A 17,292-nucleotide genomic window follows, 5' to 3' on the forward strand; every position below is an offset into this window, starting at 1 on the left:
CGGTCCGCGGGCCACGATCGCTGACATGCGCTCATATCGCCGACGTCTCGTGCTCGTCCCGGCGCTGCTGTGCGCGCTCGCCGTACTTGCCGCCCTGCCTGCCGTCGCCGGCGACGGGAAGGGCGCCGCGGGCGGCCACGGCACCGGGACCGATGGCGACTCGGTGCTCAGCGCGCAGGTGGTGCGGCTGTACGCGGACGCGGCCAAGGCGACCCAGCGGTACGAGGTGGGCCGGCAGAAGGCCGAGGTGCAGCGGGCCAAGGCACAGCGGATCGAGTCGCTGCTCGACCGCGAACGGCGGGAGATCAGCGCTCTGCACGAGGACCTGGGCCGGATCGCAAGCGCCCAGTACCGCAGCGGCGGCGGGATGCCGCTCACGGCGCAGATCATCCTCGCGAAGAACCCGGACGACTTGATGCGCGGTCAGCACGTCTTCTCCCAGACGAACATGGTCGTCAGCAATGCCATCGAGAAGAACCGGCGCGCCGAGACCCGGCTCGCCAAGGACGAATCCAGGGCCGCCGCGGCCTGGCAGAAGCTGGAGAAGCGCAACGCCGAACTCGCCGACCTGAAGAAGGGCATCGAGCAGAAGCTCGAAGAGGCGCGGTGGCAGTTGCAGGGGAAGGCCGACGCTTCGGTCGCCGCCGGCTCCTGCAGTGGTGCCGTACGGCTCGACCAGCCGAAGACGGACTTCACGAGCAAGTGGGTCGCGCCGGTGGAGACGTACGAGCTGTCCGCGGCGTTCGGCAACGGCGGAGTGCGGTGGGCGCACCTGCACACCGGGCAGGACTTCGCGGTGCCGATCGGCACTCCGGTGCGGGCGGTCGGGGACGGGCGCGTGGTCAGGGTGTCGTGCGGAGGCGCCTTCGGCATGGCGATCGTGCTGCGGCACGCGGACGGCTACTACACGCAGTACGCCCATCTCGCCGCCGTCACCGTCGACCAGGGCGAGCGGGTCGACACCGGGCAGTGGATCGGCCAGTCGGGCACGACCGGGAACTCCACCGGCCCGCACCTGCACTTCGAGGTACGGATCACCGCGGAGATGGGCTCGGCGGTGAATCCGGTGCCGTGGCTGTCGGCGCGGGGAGTGGGGCTCGGATAGGCCTGGGGCCTGCTCCGCTGGACCGGCTCTAGTGCCGCTCCGCCAGCAGCTGTTCGATCACGACCGCCACGCCGTCCTCGTTGTTGGCGACCGTCCGCCCCGACGCGGCGGCGATGACGTCCGGGTGCGCGTTGCCCATCGCGTACGACTGGCCCGCCCACGTCAGCATCTCCACGTCGTTCGGCATGTCGCCGAAGGCGACGACCTCCTCGTGCGAGATACCGCGCTCGGCGCAGCACAGCGCGAGTGTGCTGGCCTTGGAGACGCCGGGGCCGCTGATCTCCAGCAGGGCGCTGGGGCTGGAGCGGGTGACGTTGGCACGGTCGCCGATGGCGAGGCGGGCGAGGGTGAGGAAGGCGTCGGGGTTGAGGGTGGGGTGGTAGGCGAGGATCTTCAGCACCGGCTCGCCGGCCCCGGGGGCGTCCGGTGCCAGGAGGTCCTCGGCCGGCGCGAGCTCGTCCGGTATCTCCATGTGCAGCTTGGGGTAGTCCGGCTCCTGGTAGAAGCCGTACGTCTGCTCCACCGCGTACACCGTGCCGGGCGCCGCGTCACGCAGCAGCCGTACGGCGTCCAGCGCGTTCTCCCGCGCCAGCTCCCGCACCTTCACGAACCGGTGGGTGCCGGGGCCGCCGTGCAGGTCGACCACCGCGGCGCCGTTTCCGCAGATCGCCAGGCCGTGACCGTGGACATGGTCACTGACGACGTCCATCCAGCGGGCCGGGCGGCCGGTGACGAAGAACACCTCGATGCCCGCCTCCTCGGCCGCGGCCAGCGCGGCGACCGTGCGGGGGGAGACCGACTTGTCGTCCCGCAGCAGGGTGCCGTCCAGGTCGGTGGCGATGAGCCGCGGGCGGACGGTGGGGGTACCGCCCTGCCCGAGGGCGGTCGAGAGCTCGGGGGAGGCCGGGGTCTGGGGCCGTCGAGTCGCTGAGGTCACCGGGGCATTCTCCCGCATATGCCTGCACGGCCGTGCGGCAGTCCGCACATCTGAGGCGGCACCTGAGGAGAAACCGCCCCTGAGAACGCCGCCGACACTCGCCTCACCTGCATCGTTGCACCTGGCCGCCTCACCGCAGCTGCGCGGCCGCGTCCATGGCGATCTGCTCGAAGACCTTCTCGTCGGCCGCGAAGTCCGAGTCGGGGATCGGCCAGTGGATCACGATCTCGGTGAATCCCAGTTCCTGATGGCGCCCCGCGAAGTCCACGAACGCGTTCAGGGACTCCAGCGGACGGCCGCGGTCCGGGGTGAATCCGGTGAGCAGGATCTTGTCGAGCTCGCCCGCGTCCCGGCCGATTTCCGCGCAGGCGTCGGCCAGCTTCTCGACCTGTCCACGAATGGCTTGAACCGACTGTTCAGGAGTGCCGTTCTCGTACAGCTTGGGGTCGCCGGTGGTTACCCAGGCCTGCCCGTACCGCGCTGCAAGCCGCAGCCCGCGCGGACCGGTCGCCGCGACCGCGAAGGGCAGCCGGGGGCGCTGCACACAGCCCGGGATGTTGCGCGCCTCGTGCGCCGAGTAGAAGTCGCCCTCGTACGACACCGTGTCCTCGGTCAGCAGCCGGTCCAGCAGGGCGACGAACTCGGCGAACCGGTCGGCACGCTCGCGCGGCGTCCAGGGCTCCTGGCCGAGCGCGGTGGCGTCGAAGCCGGTGCCGCCCGCGCCGACGCCGAGTGTGATCCGTCCGCCCGAGATGTCGTCGAGGGAGATCAGCTCCTTCGCGTAGGGCACGGGATGCCGGAAGTTCGGCGAGGTCACCAGGGTGCCCAGCCGCAGATTGTCGGTGACCGCAGCGGCGGCGGTCAGGGTCGGCACGGCACCGAACCACGGGCCGTCCCGGAAGCTGCGCCAGGAGAGGTGGTCGTAGGTGTACGCGCTGTGGAAGCCGAGCTGCTCCGCGCGCTGCCATTGCTCACGGCCTCCCTCGGACCAGTGGCGGTACGGGAGGATCACGGTGCTCAGGCGCAGACTCATGTTTTGAGCGTAAGCGGCCGAACGGGTTTCACGTGAAACGGTCACCGCACGCGGCTGCTCGGCCACGGAGTGAGGCTGACCATCGGGGCGCTCGACGCCCTCGCCGGTGATCAGTGCGATTCGGGGAAGCGCAGGTACTCCGGCGGCACGGCCTTCGTCAGCCACACCCCGTTCGCGCTGACGTGGAAGACATGGCCGTCTCGGTGCATGGCGCCGGCGTCCACGGAGAGCACCACGGGGCGGCCCCGCCGGGCGCCGACCCGGGTCGCGGTCTCGCGGTCGGCCGAGAGGTGCACGTCGTGCCTGTTCATGGGCCTGAGGCCCGCCTCGCGGATCGCGTCCAGGTTGCGGGCCACGGTGCCGTGGTAGAGGTACGGCGGCGGTGTCGCCGGGGGCAGTCCGAGGTCGACGTCGATGCTGTGGCCCTGGCTGGCGCGGATGCGGGTGCCCTCGATCGCGAAGCGCTTCTTGTCGTTGGCGGCGACCACGTGGTCCAGCTCTTCCCGGGTGAAGCGGAATCCGTGCGCGGTCGCGGCGGCGATCAGCGTGTCGATCTCGACCCAGCCGCCCTCGTCGAGGATCAGCCCGATCCGCTCCGGCTGGTGGCGCAGGTGCTTGGAGAGGTACTTCGACACCTTCACGGTGCGTCTTTCGTCCATGCCACCAGCCTGCCGGGGGCGACACGAATCACGCGAATGATTTCGCCCTCGATGTTTGATCCACAACCAAGTGCTGTTATCCACAGGGGAATTGGCGATTCTGTGGACAACGAGCCGTCGTTTCAAGGGGTTTCGTCAAGATCAGCTGATGAGCTGTGATTTGCGGCAAGCAGGTCCAAGGAGCGTGCGCGCACTTCCCGTTCGGTGGCCAGTGTGATGAACTCCGCGGCCTGCTTCGGGCCAACCAGTCCCTCCACGGCCTGCATTGTCTCCACGGAGATCGGTACGTTTCGAGTGCTTTTGCGAGGATCGGGCTCCTCGTCCGCTCCGAGGTGCTGACGTAGGTGCCGTACCGCCAACAGGCGCATCGCACGCGCGAGTTCCGCGTCCACCGTGTGCTGGGCGAGCGGACGCAGCCGCCGTACGAGAGAGGCCGCTTCGGCCGCTTCCGCGTCGGTCGGGAGGTGTGGTCCGTCGAGATAGCGGGCGAAGACGTGTTCGGTGGTGAACTCCAGGAAACGGGCGGCGATGTGCTCGACCTGGACTCTCAACTCCCTTAGGTGATCGGAGATCGCGGACAGCGGAACCCCGGCTTCGTGCAACTCGACGGCCACGGCGAGTTCTTGAGGGCTCGGCACGAGGAAGGAATCCGGGTCGCCCGGCACCGGTTCCAGTACGCCGAGCTCCACGGCGTCGGCCACCGCCGCGTCGTCCGGGGTGCCGCCGAAGCGCTCGTCCAGCTCGGCGCGGGAGATCCGCACCGCCTCCTCGTCGGTCCACGGCCCCTCCACCTCGGCGGCCAGACCGAGCACCCCGCCCAGGCCACGACCGGCGTCCCAGGCCTCCAGCAACTCCTTGATGGAGGCCAGGGTGTAGCCGCGGTCGAGGAGGTCGGCGATCTGGCGCAGGCGGACGAGATGGGCGTCCGAGTAGACGTTGGCGCGCCCACGGCGCTCGGGGCGGGGGAGCAGGCCGCGGTCCTGGTAGGCGCGGATGGTGCGGACGGTGGCGCCGCTGAGGTGCGCGAGGTCCTCGATTCGGTGGGCATGGTCCACGCTCGACGCCTCCGTCCGCTGTAGTGCCGTCAGTTGCAAGCCGTCCACGGCGGTGGCTGTGTGTCTGCCGCACGCTCCTCGTGCCCTCCGCCGCCTTCGATCACAGCGGTGGCTCCAGCCGTGCGATCGCCCGCAACGCCCTCGGCGTGAACCTGGACATGAGATACGACCCGCGCGCCTCCGGCGTCACCGGAACGACGGCCTCACCGCGCACCACCGCCCGCAGAATCGCGTCGGCGACCTTCTCCGGCGGGTAGTTCCGCAGTCCGTACAGCCGCGCGGACTTCTTCTGGCGCCGCTTCTCCTCTTCGGCGTCGACCCCGGCGAAGTGCGCGGTCGAGGTGATGTTGGTGTTGACGAGGCCGGGGCATATCGCGGTCACGCCGATGCCCTGGCCGGCCAGCTCCGCCCGCAGGCATTCGCTGAGCATCAGCACGGCGGCCTTGGAGGTGCTATAGGCGGGCAGCGCCTTGGAGGGCTGGTACGCCGCAGCCGACGCGGTGTTGACGATGTGGCCGCCCTGACCGCGCTCGGCCATCTGCCGGCCGAAGAGGCGGCAGCCGTGGATGACGCCCCAGAGGTTGACGTCGAGGACCTTCTTCCAGTCCTCCGGTGTGGTGTCGAAGAAGGAGCCGGACAGGCCGATCCCGGCGTTGTTCACCAGGACGTCCACCACGCCGTAGTCCCTGGCGACCTTCTCGGCGAGCTTCTCCATGGCCTGTTCGTCGGAGACGTCGACGGTCTCCGCCCAGGCCTCGGGCGCGCCGATCAGACGCGACATCTCGGCGGTGCGGGCCGCGGTCTCGGCGTCCCGGTCGACGGCGACCACGCGCGCGCCGGCCTCGGCGAACGCGTACGCCGTCGCCCGCCCGATGCCGCTGCCGGCGCCCGTGACGAGGACGAGCTGACCGCCGAAGCGATCGGCGTACTTGCCGGTCGCCGTCACCCCTTCAGGACGGCCGCCTTCCACGGATGTCACGAACTCCGTGATCCACGCCGCCAGTTGGTCGGGGCGACTGCGGGGGATCCAGTGCTTCGCGGGAAGCGTGCGCCGGGTCAGCTGCGGAACCCACTGCTCCAGTTCGTCGTAGAGCCGCTCGGACAAGAACGCGTCCCCGAGGGGCGTGATGAGCTGCACGGGCGCGTGTGCGTACGCGTCCGCGCGCGGACGGCGCAGTCGGGCCCGGATGTTGTCGCGGTACAGCCAGGCCCCGTGCGCCGCGTCCCTCGGCAGCGACGACGTCGGGTAGCCGCCGCCGGGGACCTTCTCCATGCGTTCCAGGATGCGCGGCCAGGTCTTGCCGAGGGGGCCGCGCCAGGCCAGTTCGGGCAGCACGGGCGTGTGCAGCGCGTAGACGTACCAGGACTTGGCGCCCTGGCCGAGGAGTTGACCGACCCGGCGTGGGGTGGGGCGCTTCAGGCGCCTGTTGATCCAGTGGCCGAAGTGGTCGAGGGACGGACCGGACATCGAGGTGAACGAGGCGATCCGGCCCTCGGTGCGCTCGACGGTGGTGAACTCCCAGGACTGCACCGAGCCCCAGTCGTGCCCCACCAGATGGACGGGCTTGCCCGGGCTGACCGCGTCCACGACGGCCAGGAAGTCGTCCGTCAGCTTCTCCAGCGTGAACCCGCCCCGCAGCGGCTGCGGCGCGCTGGACCGGCCGTGCCCCCGGACGTCGTACAGCACGACATGGAAGCGGTCGGCCAGCCGTGGCGCGATCTGGGACCACACCTCTTTGCTGTCCGGGTAGCCGTGCACGAGGATCACCGTCGGCTGCCCGGGGTCGCCCAGCTCGGCGACGCACAGCTCGACCCCGCCGGTCCGCACCCGGCGCTCACGCGCGCCCTGAAGAGTCACCGGCACCGTCACTTCTCCTCCGCCCAGCGCCGCACATGCGGCAGATCGTCGTCCAGCCAGAAGGCGCTCTCCTCGGGATCCCCGGAGTCGGTCACGACGAGGATCTCCTCGAACTTCGCGCCCGTACCCCGGAACCCGAGATGCGGTTCGACCGCCCACAGGCCCGGCTGCGGGGGATGGTCCGAGAAGCGGTACGGCGACCACAGCGGGGACCAGCCCTCGCGGTGACCGTGCAACGCGTCGCCCGCCAGGCCCTTCAGGGACTGGGTGCCGAACCCGAAGATATGCGCTGACCAGCGGCGTTGCCGTACCCGGTCGACCTTGTGCGCGATCACACCGAAGGGATAGGCACGGTGCCGGTTGGCGTAGCCCTGGCGGACCATGAGCCGGTCCACGTCCTCGTAGATCTCCCGCAGCGGCCGTCGCTCGCGCACCTCGCGCAGGATCAGCTCCCGGTGCGCCTCCAGGTCGGCCATCAGCTTGTCCTGCACCGGGTTGATGCCGAGCGAGCCCGAGTAGCCGATGTCGGCCGTGTAGCCGTCGTACACGGGAGCCATGTCCAGGATGAACGGCATCCCGGGCTCCAGACGGCGGTTGGTCGGGAAGAACTGCAAGGGGATGCGGAAGTTCACGAACGCCGTGCGGTCCCCGAACCAGGCGAAGGGCAGATGGAACCAGTCCCGCACCCCCCGCTCACGCAGCCACTCGCGCTGCATGCGCGCCGCCTCGCGCTCGGTGATGCCCGGCTCCAGCTGTGCCGCCACGGCCTCCGCGCACTCGTACGCCAGCCGCTGGACCCGTCTGAATCCGTGCAATTCATCGGATTCCGTACGGAGTTCGCCTGTCACCGCCGTAGTCATGCCACCGCCCCACTTTGTCCACGCTGACTGCGGTACGTGCCCGTAACTTGACACTGGCGAATGTGACAGTTGTTAGAGGCTGCGTCAATAGGGCTGCCGAGGGCTGTGGAAAACCCCGCTGCCAGGCCCGCCGATGGGGAGAACCAGGGCCGCGTTGTTCGACCTCAGGGTGACCCCTAGGTGCCCGTACATCTGGAGTCTGACCTCAAGACAGCTCTACGGGGTGACGACCGGCGTGGTCCGCGTCACTACCTTCGAAGCGTGACTGTGATCGCGACCGAAAGCCTGAGCAAGCGGTTCCCCAGGGTGACCGCGCTTGACCGGCTCTCCGTGGACGTCGGGCCCGGTGTGACCGGACTCGTCGGAGCCAATGGAGCCGGCAAGTCCACACTGATCAAGATCCTGCTGGGTCTGTCCCCCGCCACCGAGGGCCGAGCCGAAGTGCTCGGACTCGATGTCGCCACCAAGGGCGCCACCATCCGCGAGCGGGTGGGGTACATGCCGGAGCACGACTGCCTGCCGCCCGACGTCTCGGCCACCGAGTTCGTCGTGCACATGGCCCGCATGTCCGGCCTGCCGCCCACCGCCGCGCGCGAGCGCACAGCGGACACGCTGCGCCATGTCGGTCTGTACGAGGAGCGCTACCGCCCCATCGGCGGCTACTCGACCGGCATGAAGCAGCGCGTGAAGCTGGCGCAGGCCCTGGTCCACGACCCGCAGCTGGTCTTCCTCGACGAGCCGACCAACGGCCTCGACCCGGTCGGCCGCGACGACATGCTCGGCCTCATCCGCCGTATCTACACGGACTTCGGCATCTCGGTCCTGGTCACCTCGCACCTCCTGGGCGAACTGGAGCGCACCTGCGACCACGTCGTCGTGGTCGACGGCGGCAAGCTCCTGCGCTCCAGCTCCACCACCGATTTCACCCAGACCACGACGACCCTCGCCATCGAGGTCACCGACACCGACGCACACCCGGACGGCACCCGCGCGGTGCGCGAGGCGCTCCACGCGCGCGGGGTGGACGTTCTCGACGGCAGCGGCGGCCTCCCGGGCGCCGGACACATCCTGTTGCTCACCGCACAGAGCGACGAGACCTACGACCTGGTGCGGGACGTGGTCGCCGACCTCGGCCTCGGCCTGGTGCGCATGGAACAGCGCCGGCACCACATCTCCGAGGTCTTCACGGACACCGAGCAGGGCAGCGAACAGAGCACCGACGCACAGCGGAAGGAGGCGGTCGGCCATGGCGGTTGAGCACCCCGTAGCGACGACTTCGGGTGACCAGACCCGTATCCACAACATCGGCTACCGCGCGTACGACGGCCCCCGCCTCGGCCGCTCCTACGCCACCCGCTCGCTCTACTCGCAGTCCCTGCGCGGCGCCTACGGCCTCGGCCGCTCGGTGAAGTCCAAGGTGCTGCCGATGCTGCTGTTCGTGGTGATGTGCGTGCCCGCGGCCATCATGGTCGCCGTCGCGGTCGCCACCAAGGCCAACGACCTGCCCGTCGACTACACGCGCTACGCGATCGTCATGCAGGCCGTCATCAGCCTCTACGTCGCCTCCCAGGCGCCCCAGTCCGTCTCCCGCGACCTGCGCTTCAAGACCGTCCCGCTGTACTTCTCGCGGCCCATCGAGACCGCCGACTACGTACGGGCGAAGTTCGCGGCGCTGGCCTCCGCGCTGTTCCTCCTCACGGCGACTCCCCTCCTGGTGCTCTACGTGGGCGCGCTGCTGGCCAAGCTCGACTTCGCCGACCAGACCAAGGGATTCGCACAGGGACTCGTCTCCGTGGCACTGCTCTCACTGCTGTTCGCAGGCATCGGCCTGGTCATCGCGTCGGTCACCCCGCGCCGCGGCTTCGGCATCGCCGCCGTGATCGCCGTCCTGACCATCTCCTACGGCGCCGTGTCCACGCTCCAGGCCATTGCCGACGCGCAGTCCCTCGACGGCGGCGGCAGCAGCGGCGCCATCGCCTGGATCGGCCTGTTCTCGCCGATCACGCTCATCGACGGAGTGCAGTCCGCCTTCCTGGGCGCGAGCTCCGCGTTCCCCGGCGGGGTGGGCCCGAGCAACGGCGAAGGCGTCGTCTACCTCCTCGTCACCCTGGGCCTGATCGCCGCCAGCTACGGCCTCCTCATGCGCCGCTACCGAAAGGTCGGACTGTGACCACGCTCACCATCGACCACGTCTCCCGCTGGTTCGGCAACGTGGTCGCCGTCAACGACGTCACCATGACCATCGGCCCCGGCGTCACCGGCCTCCTCGGCCCGAACGGCGCCGGAAAGTCCACCCTCATCAACATGATGGGCGGCTTCCTGGCCCCCTCCACCGGCACCGTCACCCTCGACGGCCAGCAGGTGTGGCGCAACGAGGCCATCTACAAGCACATCGGCATCGTCCCCGAGCGCGAAGCGATGTACGACTTCCTCACCGGCCGCGAATTCGTCGTCGCCAACGCCGAGTTGCACGGCCTGGGCGCCAAGGCCGCCCAAAAGGCCCTGGCCACCGTCGAGATGGAGTACGCGCAGGACCGCAAGATCGCGACGTACTCCAAGGGCATGCGCCAGCGCGTGAAGATGGCATCCGCCCTGGTCCACAACCCCTCGCTGCTCCTCCTGGACGAGCCCTTCAACGGCATGGACCCGCGCCAGCGCATGCAGCTCATGGACCTGCTGCGACGCATGGGCGACGAGGGACGCACAGTGCTGTTCTCGTCCCACATCCTCGAAGAGGTCGAGCAACTCGCCTGGCACATCGAAGTGGTCGTCGCCGGACGGCACGCGGCCAGCGGCGACTTCCGCAAGATCCGCCGCCTGATGACCGACCGCCCACACCGCTACCTGGTGCGCTCCAGCGACGACCGCGCCCTCGCGTCCGCGCTGATCGCCGATCCGTCGACCTCCGGCATCGAGGTCGACCTGGCCGAGGGTGCGTTGCACATCCAGGCCGTCGACTTCGGCCGCTTCACCGCCCTGCTGCCCAGGGTGGCGCGCGACCACGGCATCCGCCTGCTCACGGTCTCGCCGTCGGACGAGTCCCTCGAGTCCGTCTTCTCGTATCTCGTCGCGGCGTAGGAGGCCCAAGATGTACGACCCCACAGTCGCCCGGCTCACCTACCGAGCCCTGCTCGGCCGCCGCCGGGCCCTCATCCTGGGCGCGTTGCCGCTCCTGCTCATCGTCATCTCCGTGCTGGTCCGCCTCCTCGCCGGAGCCGACGACCAGACCGCGTCGGACCTGCTCGGCGGGCTCGCACTCGCCACCATGGTGCCGATCATCGGCGTCATCGCCGGCACGGGCGCGATCGGACCGGAGATCGACGACGGCTCCGTGGTGTACCTGCTGTCCAAGCCGGTGAAACGGCCCACGATCATCTTCACCAAGCTGATCGTGGCGATCGCCGTCACGATGGTGTTCTCGGCACTGCCCACCTTCATCGCCGGATTCATCCTCAACGGCAACGGCCAACAGATCGCCGTCGCCTACACGGTCGCCGCGCTCGTCGCCTCCATCGCTTACGCCGCGCTCTTCCTGCTCCTCGGCACGGTGTCCCGGCACGCGGTGGTCTTCGGGCTCGTCTACGCGCTCGTCTGGGAGGCCCTGTTCGGCTCCCTGGTGCCGGGTGCGCGCACGCTGAGCGTCCAGCAGTGGTCGCTGGCGGTGGCACAGAAGGTCGCCGGCGGAGACATGGTGACGTCGGACGTCGGGCTGACCACGGCGACGGTGCTGCTGGCCGCGGTCACCGTGCTCGCGACCTGGTACGCAGGGCAGAAGCTGCGGTCGCTGACGCTGGCGGGCGAGGAGTAGACGGGCGGGGAGCAGACGGGCGAGGAGTGAAGAGCCGGGCCCCTGCCGGGGCCCGGCTCTTGACGGGGACTTCACTTCTGTCCGGGCACACTGGGCAAAAGCGGATCTTCGGCTGAGAGGAACGGAGATGGCAGACGATTGGGACGACCTCGTCCTGGACGAGGACTTCGTACGGTCCGCCGAGACGTCCGAGCCGTCCGCCCGGGCCCGGATGCTCGCCGAGCGCTGGCGCCGGGAGGAGCCCGAGCCGCAGCCGTGGCGCTCGGACGAACCGCCTGCCGGCTGGTTCTTCAGCAAGGCGCGGCGGCGCAAGTGGCGGCGGCGTTGATCCCCGTACGGCCGTTTTAATCGGTGGCGCCCAACTCGGCGTACAGGCAGCATGGTTGTGTCGAAGTCGCTGGTTGAGGCCGGCGCCGCGTTCTGGGAGAGGAGTTGGGCGATGTCCATGCACGACAGTACGTTCAGCTCCCGACAGGGCAGTCCGCGGCGGGTTCCGGTGTAGTTACCCCACCGTCGACCCCGCTCCGCACACGGAGCTGCCCGGGGCGGCCGCTTCGAGCACGCGATGTCGCTCTCGCGTGGGCCGCCCACCCGGAGGATTGGCCGAGTGGTAAGGCACTGGCTTGCTAAGCCAAGGTCGGGCCTGAAAAGCCCGCGCACGTTCGATTCGTGCATCCTCCGCGAGACGTTGCCACTGGGGCTTGGCCGAATTGCAGGGCTTGGGGTGCGTTGAGAAGGTACCGGCGCTGCAGGCCGTGCCCACCCGTTCCGCCTTGCGGAACGACTGCCCACGGCGGTTGCGGGGCACGATTGCCCGTGGCTATGGCGGACACGATGGCCGACAGCTACACATGCCCGTCAGCCGTCAGCCGTCAGCCGTCAGCCGTCAGCCGTCAGCCGTCAGCCGTCAGCCGTCAGCCGTCAGCCGGGGCCGAGCCGGATCGACGGCGGCCCCGCCCGGGGCCGGGATGACCGACGTCAGCCGAGCATCCGCTCCAACACCACCGCGATCCCGTCCTCCTCATGGGAGGCCGTCACCTCGTTCGCCACCGCCTTGAGTTCCTCGTGGGCGTTGGCCATGGCCACCCCGTGTGCCGCCCAGGCGAACATCGGGATGTCGTTCGGCATGTCGCCGAAGGCGATCGTGTCGGCGGCCTTGAGGCCCAGGCGGCGGGCAGCCAGCGACAGTCCCGTTGCCTTCGAAAGGCCCAGGGGCAGCAGTTCCACGATGCCCTCGCCCGCCATCGCCACCGTGACGAAGCCGCCCGCGGCCTGGCGGGCGGCCTGGGCAAGCTCGTCGTCCGACAGCTCCGGGTGCTGTATGTAGATCTTGTTCAGCGGGGCGGCCCACAGATCGGACACCTCCGTGAACGGGATCGACGGGAGGGTGCCCGTGACCGCGTAGCCGGGACCCACCAGGACGTCGCCGTCCAGACCGTCGCGGCTCGCCGCCAGGAACAGCGGGCCGACCTCCGCCTCGATCTTGGCCAGGGCCACGCCCGCCAGTTGGCGGTCCAGGGTGACCGAGGTCAGCAGGCGGTCCTCGCCGGCGTCGTAGACCTGTGCGCCCTGGCCGCAGACGGCGAGGCCCTGGTAGCCGAGGTCGTCGAGGATGGGCCGGGTCCATGGGACGCCGCGGCCCGTGACGACGATGTGCGCGGCACCCGCCTCGGTGGCCGCGGCGAGGGCGTCACGGGTGCGGCGCGAGACCGACTCGTCGGAGCGCAGAAGCGTTCCGTCGAGGTCGGTCGCGATCAGCTGGTACGGGAAACCGGCACTCACTTGGCGACCGGCTCCAGGACCTCCCGGCCGCCCAGGTACGGGCGCAGCACCTCAGGGACCCGGACGGAGCCGTCGGCCTGCTGGTGGTTCTCCAGGATCGCCACGATCGTGCGCGGTACGGCGCACAGCGTGCCGTTCAGCGTCGCCAGCGGCTGCACCTTCTTGCCGTCGCGCATGCGGACGGACAGTCGGCGCGCCTGGAAGCCGTCGCAGTTGGAGGCCGAGGTCAGCTCGCGGTACTTGCCCTGGGTCGGGATCCACGCCTCGCAGTCGAACTTGCGGGACGCGGACGAGCCCAGGTCGCCCGAGGCCACGTCGATGACCTGGAAGGGCAGCTCAAGGCCGGTCAGCCACTGCTTCTCCCACTCCAGGAGCCGCTTGTGCTCGTTCTCCGCGTCCTCCGGGGCGACGTACGAGAACATCTCGACCTTGTCGAACTGGTGCACGCGGAAGATGCCCCGCGTGTCCTTGCCGTACGTGCCGGCCTCGCGACGGAAGCACGGCGAGAAGCCCGCGTAGCGCAGCGGCAGCTTGTCGGCGTCGAGGATCTCGTCCATGTGGTACGCGGCGAGCGGGACCTCAGAGGTGCCGACCAGGTAGTAGTCGTCCTTCTCCAGGTGGTAGACGTTCTCCGCAGCCTGGCCGAGGAAGCCCGTGCCCTCCATGGCGCGCGGGCGGACCAGCGCCGGGGTGAGCATCGGGATGAACCCGGCCTCGGAGGCCTGGGCGATCGCCGCGTTGACCAGCGCCAGTTCCAGCAGGGCGCCCACACCGGTGAGGTAGTAGAAGCGGGAGCCGGACACCTTGGCGCCGCGCTCGACGTCGATGGCGCCCAGCGCCTCGCCGAGCTCCAGGTGGTCCTTGGGCTCGAAGCCCTCGGCGCCGAAGTCGCGGATGGTGCCGTGCGTCTCCAGCACGACGAAGTCCTCCTCGCCGCCGACCGGGACGTCGGGGTGCACGAGGTTGCCGAGCTGGAGTGCGAGGCGCTTGGTCTCCTCGTCGGCCTCGTTCTGCTCGGCGTCGGCCGCCTTGACGTCGGCGGCCAGCTGGCTCGCCTTCTTCAGCAGCTCGGCCTTCTCGTCGCCGGAGGCCTTGGGGATGAGCTTGCCGAGGCTCTTCTGCTCGGAACGCAGCTCGTCGAAGCGGACGCCGGACGACCTGCGCCGCTCGTCGGCAGACAGGAGGGAGTCGACGAGCGCGACGTCCTCTCCACGGGCGCGCTGCGAGGCGCGCACTCGGTCGGGGTCCTCACGGAGCAGGCGAAGGTCAATCACGTGCCCAAGGCTACCGGGGTGGGGTGACAGGCCACGACTCACTATTCCGAACTGCGGCTTACGTTCCGTTATGCGGCAATTGCGAGACGTGTCAATAAAAAGTGTCTCACTCCCTGGAACGGGGCAGGGGCGTGGCGGCCGGTTGACTCGATTCCCTTGTGGAGAACGGGACTTGGGGCTCGGTTGTCCACAGGAATCCCCAGCCTCGGAAGAGTTATCCACAGGCTGTGTGGATGGGTTGTGGACTTCGGAATTGATCACTCCGTAACGCGGCGGGCGAGCCGAGGATTCCCAGGGCAAACCCTACGTATCCCCACTTTCGAGTGGAAAGCGGTCGCCCCAAAGGATTGCCCAAAGGAAAAGAGTGGACGAAGGGTGACTTGCGCGATGGTGGACGTCGACGGGCCCTGAGGAGCGATTTGTCGACAGGGTCATGCTTGTGTGTCGACTTGTCCCCAGGTCGAGTTGGAGTCCTGTGGATAACTCCTGTGGATAACGATAATCGGCTGGTAGTACCGGCATGAAACCCATGGCGAAGCCGGTCCGAAGCCGGTCCGAACCGGCAGACACAAAAACCGTTCAGAACCGCCCGTCCTGGCACCGGGCCACCCAGTCCGCCGCCGACACGAACGCCTCGTCCGACGTCCCGAGGCGCGGCGGCTGCACATCCCCCGGCTTCATGTCCGCGCGCGGATACGAGCCCAGGAACCGCACCTCCAGGCAGATCCGCTTCAGCCCCATCATCGCCTCGGCCACCCGGCGGTCGGAGATGTGCCCCTCGGCGTCGATGCAGAAGCAGTAGTTGCCGATGCCGGCGCCGGTCGGACGGGACTGCAGCAGCATCAGGTTGATGCCGCGGGTGGCGAACTCGCCCAGGAGGTCGCGCAGGCCGCCGGGATGGTCGTCGCGCTGCCACAGCACGATGGACGTCTTGTCCGCGCCGGACGGTGCCGCGGGCCGCGCGGGCCGGCCCACCAGTACGAAGCGTGTCTGGGCGTTCTCCGCGTCGTGGATCCCGGTCTCCAGGGCCTCAAGCCCGTACAGCGCGGCGGCGAACTCGCCGGCGAAGGCCGCGTCGTACTGGCCCTCCTGGACCAGGCGGGCGGCGTCCGCGTTCGAGGCGGCCGACTCCCAGTGGGCGTCGGGGAGGTTGGCCCTGAGCCAGTTGCGCACCTGCGGCTGGGCGGCCGGGTGGGCGGAGACCGTCTTGATGTCCGACAGCTTCGTGCCCGGCCTGACCAGCAGCGCGAAGGTGATCGACAGCAGCACCTCGCGGTAGATCATCAACGGCGCGCCCGCGACCAGCTCGTCGAGCGTGGTCGTGATACCGCCCTCGACGGAGTTCTCGATCGGTACGAACGCGGCCTCGGCCTCGCCGACGCGGACCGCGTCGAGCGCGGACTGCACGGACACGTAGGGGATCAGCTCCCGGGTCGCGGCCTCGGGAAGCGTGCGCAGGGCGGCCTCGGTGAAGGTGCCCTCGGGGCCGAGATAGGCATAGCTCGCTGGCATGACCTCACCCTAATGGGCCTTGTGAAATGCGGTGGACACATCTCACCGGGCGGCCCCTCAAGGGGTACCCAGGCCCAGGCCCCGGCGTCACCCCTCCAGCAACCCCTGCCCCACGTACTCCCCCTCCGTCGCCCCGCCCGGCACCGCGAACAGGCCGCTCGCCTCGTGGCGGATGTACTTCGACAGGGCGTCGCCCCGGTCGAGCTTGCGCTGGACGGTGACGAAGCCGCGCAGTGGGTCGGCCTGCCAGCAGATGAAGAGCAGGCCCGCGTCGGGCACCCCGTCGGCGTCGATGCCGTCGTGGTAAGAGAAGGGGCGCCGCAGCATCGCCGCGCCGCCGTTCTGGTCGGGTCGGGTGATGCGTGAGTGGGCGTTGAGGGGGACGATCAGGTTCCCCGCCCTGTCGACCTTCTCCAGGTCCATCTCGGCCGTCTCGGCGCCCCCGGACAGCGGTGCCCCGTCGGACTTGCGGCGTCCGATGACGTCCTCCTGCTCCTTGACCGAGAGCTGCTCCCAGTCGTCGAGGAGCATGCGGATGCGGCGTACGACGGCGTAGGAGCCGTTCGCCATCCAGGCCGGGTCCTTCGAGCCGGACTCGGGCACGAAGATGCGCTGGTCGAAGTCGGCTTCCGTCGGCTTCGGATTGCGCGTGCCGTCCATCTGGCCCATCAGGTTGCGCGCGGTCATCGGGTGCGCGGTGGCACCCGGCGACCGGTTGAAGCCGTTCATCTGCCAGCGGACCTTGGCCGCCTGGCCCGCGTCCTTCTGGATCGCGCGCAGGGCGTGGAAGGCGACCAGGGCGTCGTCGGCGCCGATCTGGACCCACAGGTCGCCGTTGCTGCGCGCCTTGTCGAGCTGGTCGGAGGAGAAGTCGGGCAGCGGGTCCAGGGCGATCGGGCGCTGCTTCTCCAGGCCGGTCCGGGTGAAGAAACTGAACCCGAAGCCGAAGGTGATCGTCAGCGACGACGGCCCCGCGTCCCGGGCGACATCCGTGTCGTCCTGCTGTGCCGCCTCGCCCGCCATCAGCCGCCGGGCCGTCTCCGACCAGCGGCGCAGCAACGCTGCCGCCTCCTTGCGGCCCGCGCCTGCCGCCAGGTCGAAGGCGACGACGTGGCCGCGCGCCTGGAGTCCCTGGAGGATGCCGGGCTGATGTTTCCCGTGAAACATCACCTGATCGGCGCCCAGTGAGGTGAGCGGCGTGGCCTCGGCGGGCCGGGCGGCGTATCCCACGGCCCCGCCGGCCGCCCCGAGCACCAGCCCGGTGGCGCCGGCGGTGCCGAGCAGCCGTCGCCGCGAGATGCCCTCCTTCAGGGAGGCGCTTTCGGAAACGTCGCCACTAAGTGCCGTCTCGCCGGTGAGCGGCGTCTCAGGAGTGCGGGCCTCCGGGATGGACTGGTCAGCCATGGTGA

At 69.6% G+C, this 17,292-nt stretch carries 16 protein-coding genes and 1 tRNA gene; 7 read left to right on the forward strand and 10 right to left on the reverse strand.

Features of this window, described 5'->3' with window-relative positions:
- Positions 1–25: 25 nt before the first annotated feature.
- Positions 26–1,105: a M23 family metallopeptidase gene (locus tag BLU79_RS22815; RefSeq protein WP_093907698.1), complete on the forward strand. Its 1,080-nt coding sequence runs from the start codon at positions 26–28 to the stop codon at positions 1,103–1,105.
- A gap of 28 nt (positions 1,106–1,133) precedes the next feature.
- Here the strand turns inward: BLU79_RS22815 and BLU79_RS22820 are convergent, their stop codons facing one another.
- From BLU79_RS22820 to BLU79_RS22845, 6 genes are all read right to left on the reverse strand, one after another.
- Positions 1,134–2,060: an HAD hydrolase family protein gene (locus BLU79_RS22820; protein ID WP_177001137.1), complete on the reverse strand. Its 927-nt coding sequence runs from the start codon at positions 2,058–2,060 to the stop codon at positions 1,134–1,136.
- Between the two features lie 112 nt (positions 2,061–2,172).
- The gene (locus BLU79_RS22825; RefSeq protein ID WP_093907700.1) at positions 2,173–3,075 is read right to left on the reverse strand and encodes an LLM class flavin-dependent oxidoreductase; all 903 of its coding nucleotides are present in this window, start codon (positions 3,073–3,075) and stop codon (positions 2,173–2,175) included.
- Positions 3,076–3,185: 110 nt separating this feature from the next.
- Positions 3,186–3,734 carry an RNA 2'-phosphotransferase gene (locus tag BLU79_RS22830; RefSeq protein WP_093907701.1) on the reverse strand — a complete coding sequence of 183 codons (549 nt, stop codon included), beginning with the start codon at positions 3,732–3,734 and terminating at the stop codon, positions 3,186–3,188.
- A gap of 122 nt (positions 3,735–3,856) precedes the next feature.
- The gene (locus BLU79_RS22835; protein WP_093907702.1) at positions 3,857–4,789 is read right to left on the reverse strand and encodes a MerR family transcriptional regulator; all 933 of its coding nucleotides are present in this window, start codon (positions 4,787–4,789) and stop codon (positions 3,857–3,859) included.
- 100 nt (positions 4,790–4,889) lie between these two features.
- Positions 4,890–6,647 carry an SDR family oxidoreductase gene (locus BLU79_RS22840; RefSeq protein WP_093907786.1) on the reverse strand — a complete coding sequence of 586 codons (1,758 nt, stop codon included), beginning with the start codon at positions 6,645–6,647 and terminating at the stop codon, positions 4,890–4,892.
- A gap of 8 nt (positions 6,648–6,655) precedes the next feature.
- Complete coding sequence (locus BLU79_RS22845; protein WP_093907703.1) at positions 6,656–7,507, reverse strand: M24 family metallopeptidase; 852 nt, start codon at positions 7,505–7,507, stop codon at positions 6,656–6,658.
- Positions 7,508–7,774: 267 nt separating this feature from the next.
- Between BLU79_RS22845 and BLU79_RS22850 the strand changes: the two genes are divergently transcribed.
- The 6 genes from BLU79_RS22850 (at position 7,775) to BLU79_RS22875 (ending at position 11,996) form a co-directional block, all read left to right on the forward strand.
- Entirely contained in the window at positions 7,775–8,764 is a 990-nt protein-coding gene (locus BLU79_RS22850; RefSeq protein WP_093907704.1) for an ABC transporter ATP-binding protein, read from the forward strand.
- The gene (locus BLU79_RS22855) at positions 8,754–9,677 is read left to right on the forward strand and encodes a hypothetical protein (protein ID WP_093907705.1); all 924 of its coding nucleotides are present in this window, start codon (positions 8,754–8,756) and stop codon (positions 9,675–9,677) included. The genes BLU79_RS22850 and BLU79_RS22855 overlap by 11 nt, the downstream gene beginning before the upstream one ends.
- Positions 9,674–10,585, forward strand: a complete 912-nt coding sequence (locus tag BLU79_RS22860; RefSeq protein ID WP_093907706.1) for an ABC transporter ATP-binding protein — start codon at positions 9,674–9,676, stop codon at positions 10,583–10,585. Before BLU79_RS22855 ends, BLU79_RS22860 begins: the two co-directional genes overlap by 4 nt.
- Positions 10,586–10,595: 10 nt before the next feature.
- Complete coding sequence (locus BLU79_RS22865) at positions 10,596–11,315, forward strand: ABC transporter permease subunit (protein ID WP_093907707.1); 720 nt, start codon at positions 10,596–10,598, stop codon at positions 11,313–11,315.
- Positions 11,316–11,442: 127 nt separating this feature from the next.
- Complete coding sequence (locus BLU79_RS22870; protein WP_093907708.1) at positions 11,443–11,643, forward strand: SGM_3592 family protein; 201 nt, start codon at positions 11,443–11,445, stop codon at positions 11,641–11,643.
- 265 nt (positions 11,644–11,908) lie between these two features.
- Positions 11,909–11,996 (forward strand) — tRNA-Ser (locus tag BLU79_RS22875).
- 297 nt (positions 11,997–12,293) lie between these two features.
- Here BLU79_RS22875 and BLU79_RS22880 read toward each other — a convergent pair.
- The 4 genes from BLU79_RS22880 to efeB all read right to left on the reverse strand — a co-directional run bounded on the left by BLU79_RS22880 (position 12,294) and on the right by efeB (position 17,287).
- Entirely contained in the window at positions 12,294–13,097 is an 804-nt protein-coding gene (locus BLU79_RS22880) for an HAD family hydrolase (RefSeq protein WP_093907709.1), read from the reverse strand.
- Positions 13,094–14,371: a serine--tRNA ligase gene (serS, locus tag BLU79_RS22885; protein WP_093907710.1), complete on the reverse strand. Its 1,278-nt coding sequence runs from the start codon at positions 14,369–14,371 to the stop codon at positions 13,094–13,096. Before serS ends, BLU79_RS22880 begins: the two co-directional genes overlap by 4 nt.
- A gap of 579 nt (positions 14,372–14,950) precedes the next feature.
- Positions 14,951–15,883, reverse strand: coding sequence for a prephenate dehydratase (gene pheA, locus BLU79_RS22890; RefSeq protein ID WP_093907711.1), 933 nt, complete (start codon positions 15,881–15,883; stop codon positions 14,951–14,953).
- 87 nt (positions 15,884–15,970) lie between these two features.
- Positions 15,971–17,287: an iron uptake transporter deferrochelatase/peroxidase subunit gene (gene efeB / locus BLU79_RS22895; protein ID WP_093907712.1), complete on the reverse strand. Its 1,317-nt coding sequence runs from the start codon at positions 17,285–17,287 to the stop codon at positions 15,971–15,973.
- Between the last annotated feature and the right edge of the window lie 5 nt (positions 17,288–17,292).

It is taken from the genome of Streptomyces sp. cf386, assembly GCF_900103585.1.
GTDB lineage: Bacteria > Actinomycetota > Actinomycetes > Streptomycetales > Streptomycetaceae > Streptomyces.